The organism is Phenylobacterium sp. GW823-FHT02A09, from assembly GCF_058797775.1.
Genome location: NZ_JBXAJZ010000004.1, coordinates 60,659 through 83,188 on the forward strand (window position 1 = coordinate 60,659; position 22,530 = coordinate 83,188).

The following is a 22,530-nucleotide window of genomic DNA, read 5'->3' on the forward strand; positions in this document are numbered from 1 at the left end:
CGGCTGATTAGGCCATGGCTGCAATCGGTTCGTCCGCCTGGATCCGTCAGGGTCGACTAGCCCTGCGGATTTCGTCGAGAGCGTCGTCTCTAGGCCTGTTGCACGACAGCTCCCTCGATGACGACGCCCTGCGTCACGTACTTCCAGAACGCCACCAGAAGCTTGCGCGCCAGCGCCACGATCGCGGACTTGCGCATGCGCCCGCCGTTGCGCTGAACGCGGTCTAGGAACCAGACGCTTAGCGCCGAGCCTGGCTGGTGCCGCGGCCACAGCCAGGCGACCTGGATCATCGTGGTCCGCAGTCGGGGATTGCCCGCTTTCGATACACCCTGTTCGTGGTCGATCGACCCGCTCTTCCAAGGGGTTGGGGCTAGCCCTGCGTAAGCTGCGAGCTGCCTTCTGTTGTCGAAGCGCCGATACAGCGCCTCCGACCAGAGTACGGCGGCGAACTCCGGCCCGATGCCCTTCAACCGGGCAAGCATTGTCGCCGGCGTCGGCGCCTCTGAACTCGCTGGCTCGACGAGCGCGTCGCGCTCCGCCTCCACCGCCTTCAGCTGGGCCAGCAAGATCTCGAGCCGGTCGAGTTCGCGTCTGATCTGGGTTTTAAGGCGGGCCGGCATCGGTCGGCCATCGCCGGTCGTCAGTTCCTCCAGCCGGGTCCGGCGGTTCCGGCGCAGGGGATCGTAGTCGAAGATTCCCTGGGCGCAGAGCAGGCCCTTGATCCGATTGGTGTGCTCGATCCGCTCGATCACCAACGTCTTGCGCTCGCGGCAGAGACGGCGGCGGTCTTCTTCTTCTGGCGTCGGCGCCCGCACCATTGAGCAGACGCGCGGCTCGCCACGCTTGTAGGCCATCAGCGTTCGGACCAACGTCTCGCCGTCGATCCGGTCGGTCTTGGCCCGCCGCCGCCGGCGGGAGGTCAGGATCGAGGCGGCATCGACCACGTGGCTCTCGATCCCTTCGTCCTCCAGCACGCGGTGGATCCAGAAGCCGTCCAGCCCGGCCTCCTGGATGGCGATGATCGGAAAGCTGCGGCCCAGCCGCGCGCTGGCCTTCTCGTTGAGCTGGGCGAACCGCCCCAGCAGTCCCGCGAGGTCGCCGGCCGGCACGACGTGCTTGGACAGCTTCTCCCCAGCGCCCGGCGACAGGGACGTGATCAGCCAGGTCGATCGGCTGAGTTCGAGAGATACGAAGATCGCGCCGAGATCGGTGCGGATGGCGCTGTGCTCGGGCGGGGAGTGATCGTGCATGGGTCGGGCTCCAAAGGGGTGAGGGTTCGGCGACCTCACTCTGCTGGAGCCAGAGCGGAGCGCACTACCCGCCCCATGGGATCTTCCTTGTTCGCGGCGAGCCAGCTCGCCGCCGTGCTTAGGGCTCCGCCCTCGGCGCGCTGCGGGGCGCCTTCCGCCCAGCTTCGGTTCGCGCTGGCCAAGACCGGCGGCTGCATCGGCATGCCCCTGCAGCCGGGTCCCCGCGAAGGCGCCCGCTCCGCTTGCACACCCGGTCTCGCCGACGGGCAGGGCTGCGAGGCGCGCCCTGCGCCTCGCAGCCCAACCCCAAAAGGAGGTCGTCATGACCACGAACGGCGAGATCGTCACTGGGACCGAGATCGAAATCCCCCTCAACAAGCTCAAGAAGTCGCCGCGCAACGCGCGCAAGGTTCCGCACAGCGACGCAGCCATCGAAGCGCTGGCGGCGAGCATCGGCGCCAAGAAGCTCCTTCAGAAGCCGGTGGTGGAGCCCGAACGCGACGACGCCGGTGGCCTCACCGGGTTCTGGCTCGTGACCATCGGGGAGGGGCGGCGGCTGGCGCTGCGGATGCTGGCCGCGCGGGGTCAAATCAAGAAGGCGCATTTGGTCCCGTGCGTGATCGATACGGAGTTCGATCCGCAAGAGATCAGCCTAGACGAAAACGTCACACGCTCGGCCATGCATCCAGCCGACCAGTTCGACGCGTTCCGCGATCTAAACGAACGGCTCGGCTGGGGCGCCGAGGAGATCGGGGGGCGGTTCGGGGTGTCGGCCCACGTTGTTCGCCAACGCCTGCGGCTCGCCACAGTCAGTCCCAGGCTGATGGGCGTCTATCGCGAAGGCGGCCTGACCCTCGATCAGCTCATGGCGTTCGCCGTGAGCGAAGATCACGAGCGCCAGGAACAGGTCTATGAGGCTCTATCCTACAACCGTTCGGCCAGCTTCATCCGGCAGGCGATGACGGAAGCCAAGGTGCGGGCCGAGGACCGGCGCGCGGTCTTTGTCGGCGTCGAGGCCTATGCCGAGGCAGGCGGCATGGTGCTCCGCGACCTCTTCACCGAGGACGGCGGCGGCTGGCTGGAGGACGTGGCGCTGCTCGACCGGCTGGTGGCCGAGAAGCTGGCCGCGCAGGCCCAGGCGCTACGGGATGCGGAAGGTTGGAAATGGGCCGAGGCGCATCTCGACTACCCTTCCGGCCACGGCCTCGCGCGTGTCTATCCGGTTCAGATCGAGCGCGGCGCCGACGATACCGAGAAGATCGCCGCGATTAGCGCTGAGTACGACGCGCTCACCGAGCAGTGGGCGGCGGTGGAGGACCTGCCGCAGGAGGTCGAGGCGCGGCTCGCCGAGATCGACGCCGAGCTGGACGCCTTCGGTGATGGCTATGCCTACCTCCCGGGCGACGTGGCGCGCGGCGGGGTGTTCGTCGTACTGGCCTGGGATGGATCGGTCCGGATCGAGCGCGGCTTCATCCGTCCCGAGGACATGGCCCCCGAGCCCGAAGTCGAGGCTGGGGAGGACGCCGTGTCGCCAGAGCGCGAGGGCGACGGCGGCGCCCAGGCGGAGGACGATGAGGACGGCGGCGCTCCGCTCTCCGACCGGCTGGTCGCCGAGCTGACGGCCTATCGGAGCGCCAGCCTGCGCGACGCCTTGGCCGAAAGCCCCGAGACGGCCTTGCTCTGCGTGGTGCACGCCCTGGTGCTGCACACCTTCTGCGGCGCAGGTACGGCCAGCTGCCTCGACATCCGAAGTGCGTCCCGCGCGCTGGCCAGCGAGGTGCAGGGCGTCGAGGACAGCCCCGCCGGACGCCGTATCAGCGAGCGGCATGACGCCTGGGCGCGGCAGGTTCCCGATCAGCCAGCCCTCGTCTGGGCCTTCGTGACCGACCTCGACACCGACAGCCGCATGGCGCTCCTGGCCCACTGCGTGGGCCTCTCCCTCGACGCCGTGCAGGGTTGGCAGCGCCGTAGCTTGGCGCTGGCCCATGCGGATGCTCTGGCGGGACGGCTGGCGCTCGACATGCGCGGCGACTGGCAGGCCGACGCCCGCAGCTATCTCGGGCGCGTGACCAAGGCGCGGATACTCGACGCCGTGGCAGAGGCCGTGGGCGCCGAAGCCGCTGAGCGCCTTGCGGGCCTCAAGAAGGCGCAGATGGTGGAGGCGGCCGAAGGCTTGCTGGCAGGGACCGGTTGGCTGCCTCGCCACTTGCGCACCGAGGACGCCGCCGCCCACGACGGGCCAGACCAGGAGGCTGCGATAGCGGCCTAGAGTCCGGATCGTCTTGCTTGGGCCGCGCATTCCCCGCCGCTGCGCGGCCCTCCTTCTTCCAGGCGGCGCCGGACTGTCGCTCAGGAGCGGGCGTTCGCGCCTTGCCGGTTTTCCCGCCGATCCGCGCCGCATGTCGATGGGGTGAGGCTCAACGCGCTGCAACCAAGCCGCCGTGAGCCGGGCCAGGGCCTCGGTGCTCAAGGGCTATCTCCACGTTCCCCTCCGCGCGCGCCCAGCGCGGCCTGCGATGGCCCGATCTGGCCGGAGGAAATGCGGCTGCGCCGCCGGCCGTCCTGGCGCAACGGCGCTGGCGAGTTTTCTTCCCCTGCCGGCTTCGCCGCCATTCCTCGCGAGACAAGAAAATCTCGCCAGCGCCGTCCTCCGCTCGCGCTGCGGGCCCTGCGGGCTGCGCGGCCGTCCGCCTCCGGACCTGCCGATCGCCATCGAGGTCGCGATGGGCGCGGCCCGAGAGAAGCAGACAGGAGACTTCCCCATGGCCACCATCGGCACCTTCACCCAGCACGAAGACGGCTCGATCAGCGGCGCCATCAAGACCCTCACCCTCAACGTCAAGGCGGCGCAGTTCCGACCGGCGGAGAAGGAAAACGACAAGGCCCCCGACTTCCGCATCTTCGCAGGCCAGACCGAGTTCGGCGCCGCCTGGAAGAAGGTTTCCCGCGAGAACCGCGAGTACCTCTCGGTCAAGTTGGACGATCCGAGCTTCGCCGCCCCGATCTACGCCAGTCTGGTCGACGCCGACGAGGGCTACAGCCTGATCTGGTCGCGCAGCCGCGCCGCCGACTGACCCCGCCAGCGCCCCGCTTCGGCGGGGCGCCGCTCCCCAACAAGACAATCTTGAGGAGGCCGCCATGGCGCGCCCCAACGAGACCGCTCGCCCGGACCTCTACGCCCGGGTCACAGCCAAGATCATCGCTGACCTCGAACACGGGGTCCGACCCTGGACCAAGCCCTGGTCCGCCGAACATCTCGCCGGCAAGATCAGCCGCCCGCTGCGCCACAACGGCCAGCCTTATAGCGGCATCAACGTCCTGCTGCTCTGGGCCGAGGCGACGGCCAGCGGCTTTTCGGCTCCGATCTGGATGACGTTTCGCCAGGCCCTAGAATTGGGCGCCCACGTCCGCAAAGGCGAGAGCGGCGCAACGGTGGTCTACGCCAACCGCATCACCCGCACCGAAGCTGGCGATGGCGGCGAGGACGTCGAACGTCAATTCCCGTTCCTGAAGGCCTACACCGTCTTCAACGTCGAACAGATCGAGGGACTGCCCGCGCACTACCGTGCTCTGGCTGCGCCGGTTCTGGACCCTGCCCAGCGGATCGCTCACGCCGACGCCTTCTTTGCAGCGACTGGCGCCGTCGTTCGTCACGGTGGCGACCAAGCCTACTACGCGATGGGACCAGACCATGTGCAGGTCCCGCCGTTCGAGTGCTTCGAAGACCCGGAGAGCTACTATGCGACCCTGGCGCACGAGTGCACCCACTGGACGCGGCATCCGACCCGGCTCGACCGCGACTTCGGGCGCAAGCGCTGGGGCGATGACGGCTATGCCCGCGAAGAGCTCGTCGCCGAACTCGGCGCGGCGTTCCTCTGCGCCGACCTTGGCCTCGAGCTTTCAGCTCGCGAGGACCATGCCGCCTATCTCGCCAGCTGGCTGGACGTGCTGAAGGGCGACAAGCGCTTCATCTTCACCGCCGCCGCCCATGCCCAGAAGGCCTGCGACTTCCTGCACGGGCTGCAGCCGCGAGCAGACTAGCGACGGTCGGAGCGTGCGGACCCCTCCGCACGCTCCGCACCGCCTAACCGCGTGCGGCCGTCTCGGCCGCCGCTTGCGCCCTGGCCTCGGCGAGCAGGCGTTCGCGGTCGGTCATGGCGAGGTCGCAGGCCGCGCCAAGATCGGAGGTCTTCGCGCAGTACCAGGCGCGCAGCTGGGCCAGGTCGTCATCCCAGGCGAGGGTCTCCAGGAACCCAACGGCGCTCTGGTGCAATCGGCCGACGTTTCGGTCGTTGGCGGCCAGGATGCGATCCTCATGCGGCGTCAGCTTGGTCAACAGATGGCCTTGCGGGTACTGGCTGCGGCTGGCCGCGAGGTAGAGCTGGAAGAGCGCGCCCTTGATCGAGGTCGCGCGGCGATGGCCGGCGGTCTCTTCCAGGCCCCGCTGCCGCTCGATCAAGGCTTGATGCAGCTCGTCCGCCGACGGGCCAGCTTCGAGCGCGTCGAGAGCCGCCACGAGTTCGACGTCGCAATCTGCGCCTTCGTGCAGCCAGCGACGGGTCCGGAGAATTTGAGCCGCCTCGACCGCCATCTGCTCGACCTCGCACGCGACGGCGAGCGCTTGGCGTTGGGCTGGCTTGCCAGGCGCCGGACGACGCCAGCGCTGGCGGACGGCGGGCGTCGTGGGCGCTGAGTGAGCTGCGTGATGATCGACGGCGATGGTCATGGTGGGAGTCCTCTCCTGAAGAGCCGCGTGCGGTTGCGGCGTTCGGGCGGCTTGCTCCGCCTGTCGCGAAGACTCCGTGAATTGGGGCGAACCCTCTGCACCCGGCTGGGGCGCCCGGTTGGGCGGGCGGGGGGGGGGGAGGTGCGATGCGTAGGCTTACGCGTCGCGCCTGCCGAGGGGAGGGGGCAGGGTAAGAGCCGTGGTCGAGGGCAGGATAGCCTTGCCGGCGGCGGTGTCTTACGCGAGGCGCAACGTGGCGATCTTCAACGTCCGACTGCCAGACGATCTCGCTGATCGGTTCGACGAGGCGGCCGCCTCGCACGGCGGTCGCTCGGTGGTGCTGCGCCGCCTGATCCATGAGGCCGCCGGGGCTTCGCAGGCCGGGGTCCAATTGCTCGAACGCGGTCGTCCGGCCAAGCTGACGGTGCGCCTGGCCGATCCCGACCTGGCGGCGCTTACCGCCGCAGCGGCGGAACTTGGCCTTACGCCGAATGCCTGGGCCGCCGCCCTGATCCGCCGGCGGCTCTCGAATCGTCCAGCTTTCAGCCGAGAGGGCGAGCGCGGGCTGATGGCCATCCAGACCGAGCTGCGCCGGATCGGCGTGAACCTCAACCAGATGGCCAGAGCCCTGAACACCGAGGTGATGGAGGGGCGGGTGCTGGACCTGCAACTCACCGAGGTCAGAGCTTTCCGCGACGAGCTGCGGGGGCGGCTTTCCGACCTCCGCGCCGCGCTGGCCGGCAACCTCGATTACTGGGAGGCGGCGTGGTGAGCGATTTTCGGACGGTCGAGGGGTTTGAAGACGTATGGCGGCCGGTGGCCCAGCCCCGACGGACCCCCGCTCGGGTGCTGCGGCCAGGTCGCGACGATGCGCGCGCGCGGCTGTCGCGCATCGCGCGACGCGCGCCCGAAGTCATGGTCAAGGTCACCGGCCGAACCCGAAGCGGTCCGCACCTTAAGGCGCACCTGGACTACATCTCGCGCAACGGAATGCTGGACCTGGAGGACGACCAGGGAGCGCGGCTTCAGGGGCGCGATGACGTCGCCGATCTCGCGCGGGATTGGGCCGCTCAGGCCGAACTGGATCGGACCCGCCGGTCCAACTCTCCGATGAGCCATTCGATCATCCTCTCGATGCCGGCCGGCACTGACCCTCAAGCCTTGCGTCTGGCGGCGCGAGCTTTCGCCAGGGAGATTTTTGAGGACCGCTTCGAGTATGTCTTCGCGCTCCACACGGACGCCGATCATCCGCACGTGCACCTGAGCGTCCGCAGCTCCGGTGTGCACGGCGAGCGGCTCAATCCGAAGAAGCCCGACCTGGAGCTCTGGCGCCAGGTCTTCGCCGAGGTGCTGCGCGAGCGTGGCGTCGAAGCCGAGGCGACACCGCGCCGCGCGCGCGGCGTGACGCGGCGGGCTGAACGCCAGGCGTTGCGACAGATGGCAGATCGTTCGCGCGCCGCGGCCGCTGGCCCGAGCCGCGCGCACCGCGAGGCGATGAAGGAGGCCGCCGCCGCCGCGTTCGGCGCTGACGCCGCCTTGCGCCCCTGGGAGAAGATGATCGGGCGCCAGCAGGCTCGTGTGCGTAGCCTCTATCTCCAGCAGGCCGCCTTGCTCGATCGCTCGCCGGACGCCGGTGATCGCGAGCTCGCCGCGCTCGTGCGGGCGTTCGTGAAGGAGATGCCGGCGCCCGATAGCCGGCGGTTGGCTCTGGCGCGTGCGTTAAGGGATCTCAGCGGTCGCTTGGAGCCGCAGCCTCAGGAGAAGGGGCGCGACCGGTAGCTAGGCTGCTACGCGGCTCTCCGGCTGAAGCTCTGGCGGACGCTCTGCCCCCAAGGACGCGTCGCGTGGGGTCTTGGTCGCCTTGGCCTTGAGGGCGGGGCGTCTGGCCGCACTAAGCGGATGGAGATTCTGGCGGTCTCGTGGGAAGGGTGATGATGTCGTCGAACTCGCGCCGACGATTGTGCTCCGCCATCGTGCCCCTCCCGCAGGGAGGATAGTGCGCGCGCCCGCTCGGCCACAATCGCCTTGCGGATCGGTGGGGCGTTGCAGGTCATCCGTTAGCGGTTTCGACTGCGCTCCTTGCCGACTGGGCGCTCGCCCTGATCGCGTCCAACCTTGGTCGGCGCCGGCTGGAACCGGGCGCCGCGTTCGAGCCAATAGGCGATCCGAGCCTTGGCCGCGTCGAGCGCGCGCTTCTGGACTAGCGGGTCGGCGACCCGGCTGCGAACGACCGTCTCGATCATCGCCAGGCGCAAGCGGCCGTCGGGATCCGCCTGCTGCGCGGGAGCCTTGAACTTTTCCTTGTCCTTGGTCGCCGTCGCACGGCCCGCCTTGGCTTCCAGCCGGCGTTCGAGAGCCTGGATCTCCCGTGCGCTCGGACGGTAGCCCTTCGCCTCCAGGCCGGCGGTCCGCATCGCCAGCCACGCCTCGCGCCGAAAGGAGGGATCACCTGAAATGACGACAGTCTCCCAGCCGCGGTGCTGCGCGATCTCCGCCATATGGCGCAGGGCGGCCGGATCGGCGCGAGCGGCGATGAGGCGGCCGCCTCGGTCCCTGAACGCGGGCTGTTTGACGAGACGGTCGACGTAGAAGGCGATCCCGCCCCGTTCCGGTTCGGTCAGGTAGCGGCGACGGAGAGCGTCGGGAACATCGCCTGCGGTTCGAGAGCCGCCCCGACTAACTGGTCGCAGAACGACGTCCGGGGAGGGTTGGTCATCAGCCATTTTTCGGGCTCCTGGACCGTTCCACGCGCTCTGCAGGGATGACGCCGGCGTCGATCACCATCTCCACCCAAGCGACAAGTTCTTCTTCACTCGCCTCGGCCCTGAGGGGGGGCATGCCGATAGTCAGGGGATCGGGCGCGGCGACAGAAGGGACAACTGGGTCGTCCGGCGATCGCTGGGCGGGCTCGACGAGAACGCTGTCGCGGGCCGACAACGAGACGACGGTTGGCGGCGGACTGACCCGCCGACGGAAGGCGCTTTCACGGAAGTATCGGAGCTTGTGCCCGCTGATCGGCGCCATGCCGGCGCGAAACACGAGGAGGCGATCACGCGGCATTTGCAGGAGTTCCTGAGGCAGCATCAGGGGGCGCGGCTGATCCGTCACGGTCATGGAGCGAGCGCCGGGCGAAAGCCCGACGGGACGGCTGCGGGCCCGCCCCTCGAAGGTGTAGGTCCCCAGCCGTTGCGACAGCTCACGGGCCACCTTGAGCTCCTTGGGTGCGAAGACGATCTCGGCGCCGCAATTGGCCATGATGTCTTCGGCGAGCTCGGCGCCATAGACGAACCTCAGTTGGGCAGGGCTTTGCAGGACCGGGAGGAGGCGAAGGCCGTAGCCGGCGACGTACGAAAAGGCGTGAGCGAGGACGCTGGCCTGACCCAGGCGCGCGAATTCGTCGAGCAGGACCAGGACCGGAACCTGATGGCGGCCGCTGGAAGGTAGCGATCGGGTGTTGAGGTCGATCAGCTGCTGAAAGAGCAGCCCGTAGAGCGGGGCGACGCGATCGAGGTTGTCGGGCGAGGTGCAGAGGTAGACGGCCATCTGTCGGTCGCGGATTTGCCTCAGGTCGAAATCGCTGGTTTCGGTGGCCGCCACGACCCGGGGATTGAGCCAGAGGTTCAACCGCGCGGTGATGGTTTGTTTGATCCCCGCGAAGGTGTTTTCGGACGCCGAGCAGAAATCGGTCAGCGCCGCGGCGGCGCCGATTGATAGGCCGGGCGTTTCGGCGCGACGCCGCCTCAGGCATTCCGAGAGGCGGTTGCGAAGGTCGGCCGCCGTCATGAGGCGATAGATTTCCCCGAACGTGAAGGGTGTGGCCGGGGTGGCCGCTATCAGCGCGCCGACGCCGATGAAGCCTGTGCGCGCGGCCTCCGCCCAGAACGGGTCTGTGCGGTCGGGGGAGGGGAAGAGCATCACCGCGATACGCTGCAGCTCGTCGAGCACCGCGATCGGATCGTCCCTGTCGATGTGGCCAAGCGGATTGTAGCGGGCGGTCCGGCCTTCCGGATCCAGCGGATCGAAGCAGGTGACCTGCTGGCCGTGGGCCGCACGGAATCCTGCCGACGCCGCCCAGTTTTCCCGCTTGATGTCGAGGACGACGAGGCTGCCGGACCAGCTCAGCAGGTTCGGTATCACGACGCCGACGCCCTTGCCCGACCGTGTCGGGGCGTAGAGCAGCACGTGTTCAGGTCCCCCGAAAACCAGCAGGCGTCCGTTCTTCTTCCCCACGATCACGCCATAGGTGTTCCTGAAGCCTTCGCGCCGGATATCGGCTTCCGTCGCAAGGCGGGCTGAGCCGTGCAACGGCGGCCGCGGTCGCTTCAACATGGCGCCTGCCAGGACGAACGCCGCGCCAGCGCCGCTTGCCGCGCCGATCATCAACCAAGCCCGCACCTGCGGGGCGCTCCGGTTGTCCCAGATCCATAGCCCCGAGGCCCACACGTCGGTCGAGCTGCTGAGGCCGCCCAGGCCCGCGAGGGTGACGAGGCACCCTAGCCAAACGCCGATCAGGCTTGATGCGCTCGCCAGCGCGACAAGCTGGAGCGGCCCTAGCCGGCGCATCGGCGATCGGGCTCGAACCAGACTTCGACAACCTGAAAGCGCCCCCCGACGCGCCTGACCTGGACGACTATGTCGACGAGCCGACGAAGGAGGTCGTGAATGTCGCCGCGGGGCAGGTCGCGGCCGCCCTGGCTCTCCTTCACGAGCAGGGTCAGCTGTTCGAAGGCTAGCCGGGCGGAGTTGGCGTGGATGGTCGTGATTGAGCCCGGATGTCCGGAATTGACGTTGCGGAGGTAGAAGTACGCGGCTTCATCGCGGAGCTCCTGGAGGAGGATGCGGTCAGGTCGCATCCTCAACGCGCTCTCCAGCAGGGCCTTCGGGCCGATCTGCGCCAGGCCCTGTCCATCCTTTGCATAGAGCAAATGGACGGCGTTCCGATGCGGCGTCTGCAGCTCGCGGGCGTCCTCGATCGTGATCAGTCGCTCGGCCTGCGGAATGAGTCGTATCAATCCTTTGGCCAGGGTCGTCTTGCCGGCGCCGGTCGCTCCGGAAATGAGAATGTTGCGGCGGCTTTCCACCGCCAGCGTGAAGAACGCGCGCCACTCACGGGCGCGATGCAGGTCCAGCAGGTGCTGGTCGAGCGTGTCGGCGGAATTGGACCCGGCGGAGACTTCGTCGAACAGTCCCTCGCCGATCATCTCTTCAAGATCGGCGGCGCGGCGAGAAGGTCTGCGAAAGGTCAGCGAGATGGAGTCCGCAGCCGGCGGCAGGACGATCTGGCAGCGCTCGCCGGTTGGCAGCACGGTGGTGCAGATCGGATGCTGATCCTGGACATCTTGCGCCGTGGCGGCCGCCGCCGCGATGGCGAGCGGACCCAGCCAATCTGGCGACAATTGGGGGGCCTCGATCCAGGTCCAGCGTCCTTCGCGCTCGACTGCGAACTCGCCGGGCTTGTTCACGACGATCTCAGTCACCCGCTCGTCGTCCAGGTGAGCGCGGAACGGATGTAGATAGTGCTCGAGCACGGTGGTGTCGCCGGCGGGCACCCTTATCGGGCCTTCAGGCGGTAGACGGGGCCGAAGTCGAGATCCACCGCGGTAAAGATCGCGACTTCCTCTCCGTGGCGTTTGCGCAGGGAGGGCGGGATATCGATCGACTTTTCGACTGCGACGGCTGCTGCCGCGGACGGCTCGCGGACAAGGTACCCGTACTCGTTGCTTCCGACCTCGGCGACGCCCAGGTCGAGAATGGACAGGACGACCGCCCCGCCAAAGCGGTCCCAGAAGTGGGTGTCCAGATCGCCGTCGAAGCCGGCGCGACCAAGCGGGTCGCTCGCGGGCGACGAGAGCTGAACTGCGACGCCGCTGGGCGTCAGCGCTCGGGTCCAGAGCACGAACAGCCGTCGCTGCCCCTGGCGCATGCCCGCGCGATACTCCCCGAGCACGCGAGATCCCTTCTCCAGCACCACGACCACACCGGTCGCCGAGTAGACATCACGTGTGATGAGACAGCTGACATACCCGGGCGTGGAGCTGTCCAGGGCTGTTTCCAGAACGCAAGGAATGAGGGTTCCTGCGACCAGCATCAGATCGCGTTGGGCAAGGCGGCTGGCCTTGACGCTGGCGATGTCAGAGCCGCGCCGAAGCTGGTCGAGCTCCGTCTCGGGCGTCGGCGTGGCGGTGCTCGCCGGGCGTATGACGGGGTCGATTCTGGAAGAAGGCTGCGAGTAGGCGAGCATCGACGAAGGCGCCGGCGGCGTGTCTGGTCCAGGCGCGGGGATGGACGAGCCGGATGGCCGCTGGCGCCCCGGTGACGCGGGTTCGGTTGGCGTCGCGGTCGATGGATCAGCGAGGGGACGGGGGCTGTCGGCCGTCGCCTCCGCGCGCACCGCTTCGAAGGGGACAATCTGCTGTACGGGCCGTTTCGGCGGTGGCCGCGGCGCGCGTGGGTGTTCCTGACGCCAGGTCACGGCCGCGAACACCGCACAACCCAGGACGAGACCAGCCAAGGCGATGGCCTTGCCGCGGGCCCCGTCGGCGCGTCCAGAGACAGGCGTGATCGTGCGATTGAGATCGGCGCGAGCGTCAGGAGAGGTGCTCGCGGCGGCGACGTCGGAGACATCCTCGTTCATGGCTTGGGAGCCAGGCTGCGTTCGACTTCCGGCGAGGCCGTCAGCGTCCCCGTGGCGGCGCCCGCGGGGCCAGGCGCACGATTGCGGATGCAGAGGACCTGGCGACCCCGGCGAAGCCGGAACAGGGCCGCCCTCTCGTGGATCACTACGAACTCACCGCGGACATCAAACTGCGCGAGCCGTTCGCCGCCGTCTTCATCCACGACGTAGATCGCTGCGAGCGCCTGAGACGCCGGAAACCGCATCACCGTGAAGCGGCCGTTGTCGGAGACCTCCGAAGGCGCGAGAGAGAAGGCCCCCTGGAGCTCGTAGTCGAGGTTTCTTGGCCCTTCGATCGCGCCCCGCTCGAGTTTCAGCTGAAGGATCTTCTGCTCCAGTGCGAGGGCCTCGGCAGTCAGCGTCTTGCTCAGTCGGTCGGCTTCCTCAGACGGGTATCGAAACCGCAGGACGAAGACGGCGCGCTCAGCCGGCTTGGTCGAGAGCGGTGCAAGTTCGAAGGCGTAATGGCGACCTCGGCCCGCGCCCGTGTTGGTCGACACCAAAAGGTTCGACGTTGCTGGCGTACCCCGCGGTTTGATGAACAGGACCGGGCCTTCGGCGGCGACCTCCCATGCGGTTGGCTGGCCGAGCGCGACGTGTTGGATGGCCTCGCCGTCGCCGAAGATGACCTGAAGGGCGGCCCGCGGCGAAGCGGCCAGGCGCACGACCCGGTTCGCATCGTAGTCCACGATCCTGATCCTTGGGTCTGGCGCGGACGCCGGGTCCGCCGCTGCGACTGGGAGCGGAAGTCCGGCGAGCAGTAGGAAGATCAACGCTCGACGTTTCATGGCGCCACCTCAGCGTCCGCCCGATAGCTCGAAACCTGAAAGCCCAGGGGGTTGGCGAGCCGGTCGGCTTCGCGCATCGGCGCCTTGGCGTAGCTGAAGGCCACGGTTGCGATCCAATCGCTTTCCTCGACCTGCGCGCCGCGACGATTGATCCGATGAAATCTGACGTTCGCGACGTCGGGGGCGATGAAGCTGATCGCCCTGATCTCGATGAGCGCTTCCGCCGCCTCGCCCAGCACCACCTGCGGACTGGCCGGGTTGCTGGGCCGGAACGCCGCGGCCCAACGCTGTTGCTCTTGCGGCGTGGACATCAGCGACACCTGCCGGAAATTGGCTTCGGCGGCGCTCGGCAGCCAGCCTTCCCGGGCTCGGACATAGGTCGCGAGAAACGACTTGGTGACGGCCTCGTCATAGGCACGCTGCTGCACGTCTTTGAGCGCTGTCATGACCTCCACGGCGCCTGTCGCACGGTCGACGCGCACGACATATGGCTCGACCGACTTCAGCGGAGTGAGGGCTGCGAGCGCCACGACCGCCGCCGTTGCGAGCAGGCCGGCCAGGCCGGCCACCCCCCAGGCCAGTTGCGCGGACCGGCGGGCGGCGGCCAATCGGTCGGCGTCCCAGCTCGTGGCTTCCGCGAAGTAGGCGCGGAGGTCGGCGGCGGGCACGCCGTTCATCGGCCGCCTCCACAGGCGGCAGCAGCAGATTCTGTCGGCGCTGGGCCGTGGTTCAACACCGAGCCGTAAGGGTTTGCCGGGCGCCGTTGCCCTTGGCAGGCGCCCGAGGCCGCGCCCTGGCAGGCGGCCATGAGCAGAACGGCCACAATGCAGATCAGCGTGCGCCTGATCATGTGCTCCTCGCTGGGCGAATGGACCCGCCGCCGGTCGGCGGGCGGGTCGTGAAGGGCGCGGAATGCAATGCGGCGGCCGGGGAGCGGAAGGCGCTGGCGCCGGCGGTCGCGAAGTCGGCGATTCCCGCGCTGGCGCCGCCCGCGATGCCGGCGGCGATGGCGGGGGTTTGCAGGAAGAAGATGGCGGCCAGGAAACACAGCGCGACGAACAGGAGGCCCCCCACCATGGGATCGTGTCCGTCGATCGCAGACCATTGATCGCCGACCAGCGAGAGCACCAGCTGGAAGACGCTGATGATCAGGGCGAAGAGCACAAGGTAGTTCACCGCCTGGCTCAACCAGCCGAAGAAGTAGCGCCTTGTTCCGTCGAAGAGGGCGCAGGCGACGAAGATGGGCCCGAGCGCGATCAGGAGGGCCAGCGCGATCTTGGCGATCATGACGATGCCAAACCCCAGCGCCGCCGCGGCGGCGCCGATCAGGAAGACCGCGGCGGCCATCAGCCACGGTGCGATGTCGATCGCGCTCCCGGTGTCGGCGATCTTCTGGCCGAGATAGGCGCCGCGGGCGAAGAACTGGTCGAAGGCCGCGCCGGGCTCCTGCGCCGCGCCGCCGCTGATGGCTTGCGCCAGGGCCTCCGGAAGCGTCCGAAAGAGCGGCTCTGCGACCCAGTCGCCATACGCGACGCTGGTCGCGAGCATATAGATGACGGCGAGCTTCAGGGAGCGGACGGCGAAGTCCATGAAGGGCTCGGCGATAGCGCCGCGCAGGATCGCAAACCCGTAGAGCAGCACATACAGGACCAAGGCGAGCCGCATGGGGCCAGCCAATTCAGCCACCATCCCAGAAGCGCCCTGGGTCAGAAACTGCTCGAGCCGATCATCAATGAAGGCGTAGGCTGGACCGAAGACGGCGAATGGCATGGCGTCCTCAGAGTGCTTCTTTGTAGAGGGTGCGCCGAGCGGCGGCGCGTGCATCGCGCTCTCCCGCAAGCGCCCGCTCGCAAACTTCGCCGGATCGCTCGCCGGACCTGCAGGCCTTGAGAAGCTCGGCTCGGGCCTCGTGGCCCTGGGGCGAACACCCGGCCAGGGCCGCCCCGAGGATCAGCACCCGGATCATTGGAAGGCCTCTCGATAGAGCGCCAAGCGCGCGTCGGCCGCTGTCCGGCTGCGCTCGTGATCGCGTTGCGTTTGCAGCCGCTCCTCGGCCGCCTGCGCCATGGCCAGGCCTTGCAAGCGCATTTGATCATTCGCGATCATCGCCTGCTCAGCGGCCAGGCGCGCTTGAATGTCCATGACCGCTCTGGCGTTGGTCGCGGTGTCGAGCGCACTCGCGATTTCGGCCAGGCCGTCCAAGCGCTCGGACCCCACATCGGCCGCTTGGCGGCCAAGTGCGAGATCGCGAGCTGCGCGGTCGCCGATGCGCTCGAGCTCCTGCCCAAGCACGTCGCCAGGCTTGGCCGAGAAGAGCCGGTGCGTCTGGCGAATGAGGTCGGCCGTCTCGCCGAGTTCCCCCAGTCCTGAGAAGTCGCCATTCGACGCGGCGACGTAGGTTTCGATCTGCGGGACGAATGCGCGAAGCGCTGGCGTGGACAGGGCGGCGGCCAGGCTGTTCACGTCCGAGATCTGATTGAATCCGTCGTAGAGGCGCTTGGCCTCGATGACCTGGGACTTCAGCTCGTTCAACTGGTTGAGGGCCGTCTGCGCCTGCTGGAGCAGGTTCGCATAGGCCGTCGGGTCGTGGACGATGACCTGCGCCGACACGGGCTGAGGTTGGGTGGCGAGCCACACGCTCGCGATCGAAGCTAGTAGCGCGCGTTTCATAGGAGGTTTCTCCGAGCATTCTGGAAAGGCAGACGCCAACGATCGGGATCGTCGCCGTGCAGGCCGCGAATGCGATCGAGCAGCTCAACGGTTTGGGTCCGGCCCGACAGCACGGCCAATTCGTCGTCGAGGCCGGTCAGGTCCAGGTCGACGACGATGGAGTTGTGACCCTGTTTCACCAGGAAGTGCCGCCGCTCCGGCGACATCTCATCACGAACCAGCGCGAACTCGCGTTCGCTCAGGCCAAAGCCTTCCCTGTAGTCGCGCTCGGTAGCGCTGGAATTGGGCAGGAAGATCTTGGTCGCGCATTGCTCGACGATGGTGTGGGCGATCGGCGAGCGAAGGACATCCGCAGGCGACTGGGTGCCAAACACCATGAAGGCGTTCTGCTTGCGAAAGGTCTTCAGGCCGTCCTGCGCCAGGCCCTGGAAGGCTTCATCGCCCAAGGCCTTCCAGAACTCGTCGATGTCGAGGACGAGGCGCTGGCCATCGACGAGCACCTGCAGTCGATGCAGGAGGTACATCATTACCGGCGTACGGATTTCCGGGACGTCGAGGATGTGGGTGATGTCGAAGCCCAGAAAGCGGTTGCTCAGGTCGAGTGCGTCGGCCTCGCCGTCGAAGACCCAGCCAAGGGGATTGCCGCGTCGCCAACGCTCCAGCCGGGCGCCGATACCGTCGGCGTCGCGTTGGCCGAGCAGCGCTCGAAGCGCTGAGATGGATCTCTGCCTCGGTGGAAGGGGGCTGAGGGCCGCGAGCGCCGCATCTATCGCACGCGCCTCCCGCGGCGTGATCTGCCCGTCGGGCGCCGCCAGCTGCTGGATCAGGCGGCTGAGGAACGTCCGGTCGGCAGGCGTGTCGCCAAGCGCCTTCAGGGGCGCAAAGCCTGTCGGCTCCCCAGGCCGTAGCGCCAGATAGGTTCCGCCACAGGCGCGGACGAAAATCTCCGCCCCGCGATCCTTGTCGATGAAGACTTGGCGGGCGCCGAACTTTTCCAGTTGGGCGAGCAGGAAGTTCTGCACGACCGTCTTGCCCGCTCCCGTCGGGCCGCAGACGAAGGTGTGTCCGACGTCTCCGACATGAAAGCTGAAATGGAACGGGGATGCAGCCGAGCTGCGCAGCAGGGCGACGGCCGGTCCCCAATGATTGCCCTCCAGCCGACCGCTGGGATGGGTGTGCAGGGGGGCGAAGCTCGCGAAATTGCGGCTGGTGATCGCGGCGGGCCGGAGTCGGAAGCGGAATGCGCCAGGGAATTGGGCCCAGAAGGCCGCTTCAAGGCCGAGGTCCTCGCGCGCGACGACCAGGCCGCTGTCGGCCATCAGGGCGCGGGCCTTGGCCAGACGGTTCGCCAGCTCCCCCGGCGCGGCGCCATAGACAAGGACCGAGGCTTGATGGTCGCCGAGAACGAACCTGTTGGAAACGAGATCGTCGAGGGCCTCTTCGAGGCCCGACACCTGGGAAGCGGCGCGGTCGCGGGCCGAAACCATCTGGTTCTGCTTGCGCGCGAGGAGAGCGCGAGCCGCCGGCTTGGAGAGGAAGCTGAAGGATTGGGCCACGACGAGCGGGAAGGGCGCTGCGAGCAGGTCGTTCCAGAGCCCGGGACGGGTCGAGGCGGGGTACTCCTTGACGCCGAGGACCCCAGCAAAGGTCTCTCGCGAGGCCTCGCGAATTTCCAGCGCCTCGCGCCCAAAGATCAAGCGGGCCGAATAGATCGACGCGCCCAGGTGGCCCCGCACGAGCGGAACCGGTTCGCTGCGCCCGGTGAGGATGAGGCGCATGAGCTCCATGGGTTCTGAGAAGACCAGATCATTGCGCGTTCGCAGGCCAAGCGGCGTCGGGCCGTACCGACCGAGGTGCTGAGTCAGATTGCGCCCAGCGTCTTCGATGCGGCGTATCGCGTTGCTCTCTGCGGCCTGGTCAGCGGAACGATCGAGGCGTCCGAACAGGGCCTGCAGGCGGCTTGGGAGGGCGCGCCCGGCGTGAAGCACAAGCGTCAGGTAGAGTTCGTTGATGAAAAGCCGTTCGCATTGGAGACGGTCGCGGTAGGCGTGGTCGAGTTCGGCGGCGAAACGTGAGCGAAAGCGACCGTTGGGGTAGTCCTCGGAAGCCCTTCGGACGACGTGGTGCCAGATCGCCAACTGGTCGTCGGCGAGATTACGCCAGGTGTTGTTGAGCTTGGCGTGGAGGTCGTTGAGGTCGCGTGGATCCGCTGTTTCGAAACTCGTCCCTTCCAGCCGAAAGCTCAGCATCAAGGCGCCTGTGTCGAGGAGGACTACCTGGTCGTTAAGGTGACGGGCGAATGGAAGAGCCGCGTCAGGCTCTTGCTCGCGCTTGCGCAGCTTGGCTGAGATCGGGCGGACGGATTTAGGCACGACGCCGCCTCAGAGCCGCGTGGCGCGTGAGCGGCAACGGGGTCGCCGAGCTGCCGCCCCACGCCTGGGTGTTGCGGGCCCGACCTCTCGTCTCAAGGTGAAGATAGAGAACCCGGAAGGCGTTGGGATCGCTTCGGCAGACCGCCTGAAAGACGAGGTGCAGACCCGGTGCGATGAGAAGGTAGAGCATCGAGTCCGCGGCGAGGAAGGCCACCGCAGAGACAAGCAGGTTGACGCCCACCGCCTCCATTGGAACGCCGAGCACGGTCGCTGGCCTTGTACAGGCCAGAAAGAGAATGTCCTCGGTCAGGCGTTCTGGGACCGAGCTCATGTCAGCCCCCCGTGATCATGTCGACGATGGTGGCCGCGCCGAAGATGACGATGATCCCGACGATGACCGTGCCGGCGCGGCGCAGGTCCAGGTGGCCGAACATCCAGGCGATGCCGGTGGCGATGACGGCCAGGATGGCCAGTCCGCGAACGATGCCGCTGCTCAGCAGGTCGATGATGTTCTGGATGAAGGCGCCGATATCGCCGCCCACGCCGCTGGCCTGCGCAAAAGCCGGCGTTGCGGCGGCGCTCGCGACCGCGGCCAGCAGCAGGACATAGGTGTTGCGGGAACGATTCATTGGGCGGGTTCCGGTTGAGGGGAGAAGACGAAGCTGGTGCGCCATTTGACTTCGCGTGCGACGGCGAAGGCGTCCCAGCTCGGCGCCGGGGGCTCGGCCTCTTCGGGCGCGGGGTCCTGCTGGCCGAAGCGTTCGGCCGCAGCCACGACCTTGGCGACGTAGCCGTTTCGAATGCCGCGTTCGGGATGTCCGGTGTTGTAGTGGGATAGCGCTGTTCTCAATGCCGTCTGAGGAGCCTGGTCGGCGGCCCGGGCGCGGTCGAAGCCCTCGCGAAGGACAGCGGCCGACGCCGCCAGGTTCTCGCATGGGTCGAATGCGGCCTCTATCGAGAGGTTCAATCGATCGAGGTTGCGGCTGTTGATCTGAGCGAGTCCGAGATCGATGCTCGCGCCGCTTTCAATCAGCCGCTTCGCCGCGGCGATCGCGTCGGGGGCGTTGGTGGACCGCACCTGGCGATGTGGTGGGCCGTTGACGCCAATCGCCAGCGGATCAAAGCCACTCTCCACCTCGGCGATGCCGAGCAGCGTCGCGTGGGCGACGTTTGGCGCGCAGCGCTCGATGAGCGCTCGCATCTCCGCAAGCTCAAGCATCATGGCTCGCAAGCCCGGCCGACGATGGACGAAGGAAGGTGGGTCATCAGCGCCTCCTGACTTGACCTTGGCAGGGAGGCGGTGACGGAGGAGAGCCGTAAGGCTACTCGCTATGGGCAGGTAGCCTTACGGCCTTCGAGCGAGCAGACCGAGGTCGAGCGCTTTGAGGACCGCCTGGAAGCGTGTTCTGACATTCAGGTGCGCACACACCTTGGACAGATGCCCCTCTACCGTCCGGCTGGAAATCCCGAGAATGCCGCCAATATCGCTGGCGCTCTTACCTTCCTGAACCCACGCTAGGCATTGAAGCTGCCGATCAGTGATCGCACGCAACTCGATAGCGGAGAGGTCCGCCGTCAGTGTCGCCTCACGGGATCGGGGACCGGAAGCGCTCCTCGCCTCGATCAAAGCGCCTTGAGAATCCACAGCGTCTATCGTCATCTGATGTTCGCCTTGCTCTAGGGGAGGTCCTCGTCTTCAGCGGGGCGGCTGGGCGCTGATTCAGCGCTCAGCCATGTCTCTGCTGCAGCTCGCCGGTCGCCCAGCGAGGATGCGAGCTTCTCGAAAGTCACCGTGAATGCGCCGATCAGCGTCACGACGTCGAGCTGGCCGAGATCCTCTCCGACCTGGCCGTGAAATCGCTTCAACGCCATTGCGTGAATGAGCGTCAGCTTGTGGTCTGCGCAGCGCACCGCGAGATTGGGGTCGGCCAGATAGAGCCCCGCGACGATCGCTAGGGGATCGCTGTCCGTGAGGTTCGCAAAGCGAAAAAGACGCTCGAGACGGATTTCGCCGTCGCCGGCCTCGAAGCGCTCGTAGGAGCGCATGGACATCGCCATCGCGCGAGCAGCCTGCCGTACGCTCCATCCGCGACGTCGGCGGATGGAGCGAAGCATGGACGCCAGGAGATCGCTCTGCGTCGCCCGGTCGGGAGGTCGGGGGAACATTCAGCCGCCGCCGTCGATAATTTAAACCCATGCGGGAAACAGCGCCTGCGACGCGTCCTACGGTAGGGATGATTGCGCACGGTATCGGCTGTAATCAATAGGTAAAAGTGGAGGTATACTGACGTTATTCGAGAGAATATGCCGTCATTTTTTGTCGGAAAGCCCGTCAATCCAATAGCTTAAATGATCGCAGAATGTCGCGTTCGGACACATTCTTGCATCGTATTGATTGTGGGATGATCGGGCCTTGGTTTGGCTTGGCCCGGGCTTGTATTTCCGATGTTCCTACAGCGCGCGACTGCCCTGGGGGCTCGTTTTGCCTCGAACGCGTGATCCATTCGGTAGCGTGTTGCGTGCGCTGCGAAGCCGGCTAGCCGATGGCGTCTATGCGCCTGGTGAAGCCTTGGCGATCGTTGAACTGGCCCAGGAGTTCGAGTTCAGCACGACGCCCATTCGAGAGGCTCTTGGCTGGCTCGCGGGAGAGCAAGTCATTGAGGAGCGGCGTGGGGCCGGCTTCAGTTGCTGGCGGGTTGAGTACGATCTTCTGCTGTCGCTCTACGATCTACATGAGGCCTATGTGAGGCTGGCGCTGCAGAGCCTCGGCGCTCGTCGGGACTTGGGCGTGCTGATCGAGAGTGGCGAAGCGCCAGCAGGCGCTGAGCCAATACGCCAGGCCGCACGGACCTTCCGAAGTCTGGTCGCCGCGTCCGGCAATATGCCGCTGTTCCAGGCCCATGGCGCCCTGACGGTGAGGCTGGGAAACATCCGGCGCGCCGAAAACGCAGTCTTGCTCGATCAGCACGGCGAGCTTGCGGCGTTCGAGGCAGTCGATTGGAACTGCGAGGCGTTGAGCGCCTGGACGACGCGATATCACAGAGTGCGGCGTGATCACGCGGCGGAAACACTGAAGCATATGGCGTCAGGGCAAATATATTATCGTATCTAGGGAATATATCTTGAATGCAATTCTCACGGCGGGCCTGCTCTATTCGCCACAATGAGTGGTGTTAAGCAAGCGGAGGGCGAAATGCTCTACTTCCGTAACTTCCTTCGCCATGGACTCACCTGCTTTGGCGACGCCAAAAGGCTGACCAAGGGCTATCCCGACGGTGAGTTCATCGAGCTGGCTGGCGACCGCTACGACGAGGTCTGAGACCTCGCCGTGACCAACCCGGCGCCGGCTCGCCGGCGCCGGGCGTTCGCGACGTCAGAGGAGCGCCCTTCGCCGCCATGCACCTTTCCCCAGACTGCCATCTAGCCGTCGTTGCGGACGACCTCGTGTTTCTGGATGCACGCCGAGGCGTCTACCTTTGCCTTCCGGGCTCCGCCGGCAGCGTCGTTCGTGGCCGCGACGGTGAGATGGCGGTTTACGAGCCATCGCTTCAGGAGCGGCTCAGCAACGCCGGAATGCTCTCGTCGCCCCATCCGGGCAGCAACGACCGCTCGCTCGCGGCGCCGCCGGATCGGCCGGAACGCGATCTGCCCGACGGGAGGCCCGCGCGGTTCACCATCCCGGCGATCGCCGATCTACTCATTGTCTACTTCAGCGCAACGTGGCGCTTTCGGGTCCGATCATTTGGGGCTGTCGTCGAATGGGCGCGGCGCAGTGGCTGCACAAGGCAAGTCAGGGCCGGCGACCTGTTCGAAGATGTCCGCCTCTTTCAGGTCTGCTTGCCTTGGCTGCCATTCCAAGGACGCTGTCTGCTCCGCTCGTTTCTTCTACTGGAATTCTTGCGTCGACGAGGCCACGCCGAGATCCGCTGGGTGTTCGGTGTCGCGACCTGGCCGTTTTCCGCGCACTGCTGGCTGCAGATCGGCAGCGCGGCGCTTGATGATCAGGTGGGCCGCCTGACCCGCTATACGCCGATCATGGCGGTGTAGGCCT

Annotated in this window: 24 protein-coding genes; 8 read left to right on the plus strand and 16 right to left on the minus strand. The window is 67.1% G+C overall.

Features of this window, described 5'->3' with window-relative positions:
* Nucleotides 1–89 precede the first annotated feature (89 nt).
* On the minus strand, nucleotides 90–1,250 hold the full coding sequence (locus tag AC1Q87_RS16940; RefSeq protein ID WP_267231309.1) for an IS110 family RNA-guided transposase: 1,161 nt from the start codon (nucleotides 1,248–1,250) through the stop codon (nucleotides 90–92).
* A gap of 322 nt (nucleotides 1,251–1,572) precedes the next feature.
* Here AC1Q87_RS16940 and AC1Q87_RS16945 point away from each other — a divergent pair, with 322 nt between their 5' ends.
* From AC1Q87_RS16945 to AC1Q87_RS16955, 3 genes are all read left to right on the plus strand, one after another.
* The gene (locus AC1Q87_RS16945) at nucleotides 1,573–3,519 is read left to right on the plus strand and encodes a ParB/RepB/Spo0J family partition protein (RefSeq protein ID WP_183772284.1); all 1,947 of its coding nucleotides are present in this window, start codon (nucleotides 1,573–1,575) and stop codon (nucleotides 3,517–3,519) included.
* A 493-nt stretch (nucleotides 3,520–4,012) separates the two neighbouring features.
* Nucleotides 4,013–4,324, plus strand: coding sequence for a DUF736 domain-containing protein (locus AC1Q87_RS16950; protein WP_183772286.1), 312 nt, complete (start codon nucleotides 4,013–4,015; stop codon nucleotides 4,322–4,324).
* Between the two features lie 64 nt (nucleotides 4,325–4,388).
* Nucleotides 4,389–5,291, plus strand: coding sequence for an ArdC family protein (locus AC1Q87_RS16955; RefSeq protein WP_183772288.1), 903 nt, complete (start codon nucleotides 4,389–4,391; stop codon nucleotides 5,289–5,291).
* A gap of 43 nt (nucleotides 5,292–5,334) precedes the next feature.
* Here AC1Q87_RS16955 and AC1Q87_RS16960 read toward each other — a convergent pair whose 3' ends face one another.
* The gene (locus AC1Q87_RS16960; protein WP_183772290.1) at nucleotides 5,335–5,976 is read right to left on the minus strand and encodes a hypothetical protein; all 642 of its coding nucleotides are present in this window, start codon (nucleotides 5,974–5,976) and stop codon (nucleotides 5,335–5,337) included.
* 253 nt (nucleotides 5,977–6,229) lie between these two features.
* On the opposite strand from AC1Q87_RS16960, the gene AC1Q87_RS16965 reads away from it, so the two are divergent.
* Nucleotides 6,230–6,748 (plus strand): plasmid mobilization protein, encoded by a 519-nt coding sequence (locus tag AC1Q87_RS16965; protein ID WP_183772292.1) that lies wholly within the window; start codon nucleotides 6,230–6,232, stop codon nucleotides 6,746–6,748.
* Nucleotides 6,745–7,755, plus strand: coding sequence for a relaxase/mobilization nuclease domain-containing protein (locus AC1Q87_RS16970; RefSeq protein WP_312165950.1), 1,011 nt, complete (start codon nucleotides 6,745–6,747; stop codon nucleotides 7,753–7,755). Before AC1Q87_RS16965 ends, AC1Q87_RS16970 begins: the two co-directional genes overlap by 4 nt.
* A 278-nt stretch (nucleotides 7,756–8,033) precedes the next feature.
* On the opposite strand, the gene AC1Q87_RS16975 is transcribed toward AC1Q87_RS16970, so the two are convergent.
* The 14 genes from AC1Q87_RS16975 to AC1Q87_RS17040 form a co-directional block, all read right to left on the minus strand.
* Nucleotides 8,034–8,699: an LPD7 domain-containing protein gene (locus AC1Q87_RS16975; RefSeq protein ID WP_183772294.1), complete on the minus strand. Its 666-nt coding sequence runs from the start codon at nucleotides 8,697–8,699 to the stop codon at nucleotides 8,034–8,036.
* Nucleotides 8,692–10,356, minus strand: a complete 1,665-nt coding sequence (locus AC1Q87_RS16980; protein ID WP_312165952.1) for a type IV secretory system conjugative DNA transfer family protein — start codon at nucleotides 10,354–10,356, stop codon at nucleotides 8,692–8,694. The genes AC1Q87_RS16975 and AC1Q87_RS16980 overlap by 8 nt, the downstream gene beginning before the upstream one ends.
* A gap of 170 nt (nucleotides 10,357–10,526) precedes the next feature.
* On the minus strand, nucleotides 10,527–11,525 hold the full coding sequence (virB11, locus tag AC1Q87_RS16985; RefSeq protein ID WP_492610075.1) for a P-type DNA transfer ATPase VirB11: 999 nt from the start codon (nucleotides 11,523–11,525) through the stop codon (nucleotides 10,527–10,529).
* A 2-nt stretch (nucleotides 11,526–11,527) separates the two neighbouring features.
* Nucleotides 11,528–12,610, minus strand: coding sequence for a TrbI/VirB10 family protein (locus tag AC1Q87_RS16990; RefSeq protein WP_312165954.1), 1,083 nt, complete (start codon nucleotides 12,608–12,610; stop codon nucleotides 11,528–11,530).
* Nucleotides 12,607–13,437, minus strand: coding sequence for a TrbG/VirB9 family P-type conjugative transfer protein (locus tag AC1Q87_RS16995; protein WP_312165955.1), 831 nt, complete (start codon nucleotides 13,435–13,437; stop codon nucleotides 12,607–12,609). The genes AC1Q87_RS16990 and AC1Q87_RS16995 overlap by 4 nt, the downstream gene beginning before the upstream one ends.
* Nucleotides 13,434–14,114, minus strand: a complete 681-nt coding sequence (locus tag AC1Q87_RS17000; RefSeq protein WP_312165956.1) for a VirB8 family type IV secretion system protein — start codon at nucleotides 14,112–14,114, stop codon at nucleotides 13,434–13,436. Before AC1Q87_RS17000 ends, AC1Q87_RS16995 begins: the two co-directional genes overlap by 4 nt.
* A 169-nt stretch (nucleotides 14,115–14,283) precedes the next feature.
* Nucleotides 14,284–15,261, minus strand: coding sequence for a TrbL/VirB6 family protein (locus tag AC1Q87_RS17005; RefSeq protein ID WP_312165957.1), 978 nt, complete (start codon nucleotides 15,259–15,261; stop codon nucleotides 14,284–14,286).
* Nucleotides 15,262–15,399: 138 nt separating this feature from the next.
* Nucleotides 15,400–16,074 carry a TrbJ/VirB5 family protein gene (locus tag AC1Q87_RS17010; protein WP_492610076.1) on the minus strand — a complete coding sequence of 225 codons (675 nt, stop codon included), beginning with the start codon at nucleotides 16,072–16,074 and terminating at the stop codon, nucleotides 15,400–15,402.
* A 29-nt stretch (nucleotides 16,075–16,103) separates the two neighbouring features.
* Nucleotides 16,104–18,479 carry a VirB4 family type IV secretion/conjugal transfer ATPase gene (locus tag AC1Q87_RS17015; RefSeq protein ID WP_312165959.1) on the minus strand — a complete coding sequence of 792 codons (2,376 nt, stop codon included), beginning with the start codon at nucleotides 18,477–18,479 and terminating at the stop codon, nucleotides 16,104–16,106.
* Nucleotides 18,472–18,810, minus strand: coding sequence for a VirB3 family type IV secretion system protein (locus AC1Q87_RS17020; RefSeq protein WP_312165961.1), 339 nt, complete (start codon nucleotides 18,808–18,810; stop codon nucleotides 18,472–18,474). Before AC1Q87_RS17020 ends, AC1Q87_RS17015 begins: the two co-directional genes overlap by 8 nt.
* Before the next feature lies 1 nt (nucleotide 18,811).
* A complete protein-coding gene (locus AC1Q87_RS17025; protein WP_312165962.1) occupies nucleotides 18,812–19,108 on the minus strand; it encodes a TrbC/VirB2 family protein in 297 nt (98 codons plus the stop codon).
* Nucleotides 19,105–19,701, minus strand: a complete 597-nt coding sequence (locus tag AC1Q87_RS17030; protein WP_312165964.1) for a lytic transglycosylase domain-containing protein — start codon at nucleotides 19,699–19,701, stop codon at nucleotides 19,105–19,107. Before AC1Q87_RS17030 ends, AC1Q87_RS17025 begins: the two co-directional genes overlap by 4 nt.
* A 123-nt stretch (nucleotides 19,702–19,824) precedes the next feature.
* The gene (locus AC1Q87_RS17035) at nucleotides 19,825–20,139 is read right to left on the minus strand and encodes a LuxR C-terminal-related transcriptional regulator (protein ID WP_312165965.1); all 315 of its coding nucleotides are present in this window, start codon (nucleotides 20,137–20,139) and stop codon (nucleotides 19,825–19,827) included.
* A 17-nt stretch (nucleotides 20,140–20,156) separates the two neighbouring features.
* Nucleotides 20,157–20,645, minus strand: a complete 489-nt coding sequence (locus tag AC1Q87_RS17040; protein WP_312165966.1) for a helix-turn-helix domain-containing protein — start codon at nucleotides 20,643–20,645, stop codon at nucleotides 20,157–20,159.
* Between the two features lie 346 nt (nucleotides 20,646–20,991).
* Between AC1Q87_RS17040 and AC1Q87_RS17045 the strand changes: the two genes are divergently transcribed.
* The 3 genes from AC1Q87_RS17045 to AC1Q87_RS17055 all read left to right on the plus strand — a co-directional run bounded on the left by AC1Q87_RS17045 (nucleotide 20,992) and on the right by AC1Q87_RS17055 (nucleotide 22,526).
* Nucleotides 20,992–21,591 carry a GntR family transcriptional regulator gene (locus tag AC1Q87_RS17045; RefSeq protein WP_312165967.1) on the plus strand — a complete coding sequence of 200 codons (600 nt, stop codon included), beginning with the start codon at nucleotides 20,992–20,994 and terminating at the stop codon, nucleotides 21,589–21,591.
* 81 nt (nucleotides 21,592–21,672) lie between these two features.
* A complete protein-coding gene (locus AC1Q87_RS17050) occupies nucleotides 21,673–21,798 on the plus strand; it encodes a hypothetical protein (RefSeq protein WP_312165968.1) in 126 nt (41 codons plus the stop codon).
* A 77-nt stretch (nucleotides 21,799–21,875) separates the two neighbouring features.
* Nucleotides 21,876–22,526: a lasso peptide biosynthesis B2 protein gene (locus AC1Q87_RS17055; protein ID WP_492610077.1), complete on the plus strand. Its 651-nt coding sequence runs from the start codon at nucleotides 21,876–21,878 to the stop codon at nucleotides 22,524–22,526.
* Nucleotides 22,527–22,530: the final 4 nt, after the last annotated feature.

Excerpts from the sequence above, each read along its gene's own strand:
- AC1Q87_RS16950 (WP_183772286.1), top strand. The coding sequence starts at position 4,013 with ATGGCCACCATCGGCACCTTCACCCAGCACGAAGACGGCTCGATCAGC.
- AC1Q87_RS17005 (WP_312165957.1), bottom strand. The coding sequence starts at position 15,261 with ATGCACGCGCCGCCGCTCGGCGCACCCTCTACAAAGAAGCACTCTGAG.
- AC1Q87_RS16940 (WP_267231309.1), bottom strand. The coding sequence starts at position 1,250 with ATGCACGATCACTCCCCGCCCGAGCACAGCGCCATCCGCACCGATCTC.
- AC1Q87_RS17050 (WP_312165968.1), top strand. The coding sequence starts at position 21,673 with ATGCTCTACTTCCGTAACTTCCTTCGCCATGGACTCACCTGCTTTGGC.
- AC1Q87_RS16975 (WP_183772294.1), bottom strand. The coding sequence starts at position 8,699 with ATGGCTGATGACCAACCCTCCCCGGACGTCGTTCTGCGACCAGTTAGT.
- AC1Q87_RS17000 (WP_312165956.1), bottom strand. The coding sequence starts at position 14,114 with ATGAACGGCGTGCCCGCCGCCGACCTCCGCGCCTACTTCGCGGAAGCC.
- AC1Q87_RS16960 (WP_183772290.1), bottom strand. The coding sequence starts at position 5,976 with ATGACCATCGCCGTCGATCATCACGCAGCTCACTCAGCGCCCACGACG.
- AC1Q87_RS17020 (WP_312165961.1), bottom strand. The coding sequence starts at position 18,810 with ATGAGCTCGGTCCCAGAACGCCTGACCGAGGACATTCTCTTTCTGGCC.
- AC1Q87_RS16955 (WP_183772288.1), top strand. The coding sequence starts at position 4,389 with ATGGCGCGCCCCAACGAGACCGCTCGCCCGGACCTCTACGCCCGGGTC.
- AC1Q87_RS16990 (WP_312165954.1), bottom strand. The coding sequence starts at position 12,610 with ATGAACGAGGATGTCTCCGACGTCGCCGCCGCGAGCACCTCTCCTGAC.
- AC1Q87_RS17035 (WP_312165965.1), bottom strand. The coding sequence starts at position 20,139 with ATGACGATAGACGCTGTGGATTCTCAAGGCGCTTTGATCGAGGCGAGG.
- AC1Q87_RS17025 (WP_312165962.1), bottom strand. The coding sequence starts at position 19,108 with ATGAATCGTTCCCGCAACACCTATGTCCTGCTGCTGGCCGCGGTCGCG.
- AC1Q87_RS17055 (WP_492610077.1), top strand. The coding sequence starts at position 21,876 with ATGCACCTTTCCCCAGACTGCCATCTAGCCGTCGTTGCGGACGACCTC.
- AC1Q87_RS16980 (WP_312165952.1), bottom strand. The coding sequence starts at position 10,356 with ATGATCGGCGCGGCAAGCGGCGCTGGCGCGGCGTTCGTCCTGGCAGGC.
- AC1Q87_RS16945 (WP_183772284.1), top strand. The coding sequence starts at position 1,573 with ATGACCACGAACGGCGAGATCGTCACTGGGACCGAGATCGAAATCCCC.
- AC1Q87_RS17030 (WP_312165964.1), bottom strand. The coding sequence starts at position 19,701 with ATGATGCTTGAGCTTGCGGAGATGCGAGCGCTCATCGAGCGCTGCGCG.
- AC1Q87_RS17040 (WP_312165966.1), bottom strand. The coding sequence starts at position 20,645 with ATGTTCCCCCGACCTCCCGACCGGGCGACGCAGAGCGATCTCCTGGCG.
- AC1Q87_RS16995 (WP_312165955.1), bottom strand. The coding sequence starts at position 13,437 with ATGAAACGTCGAGCGTTGATCTTCCTACTGCTCGCCGGACTTCCGCTC.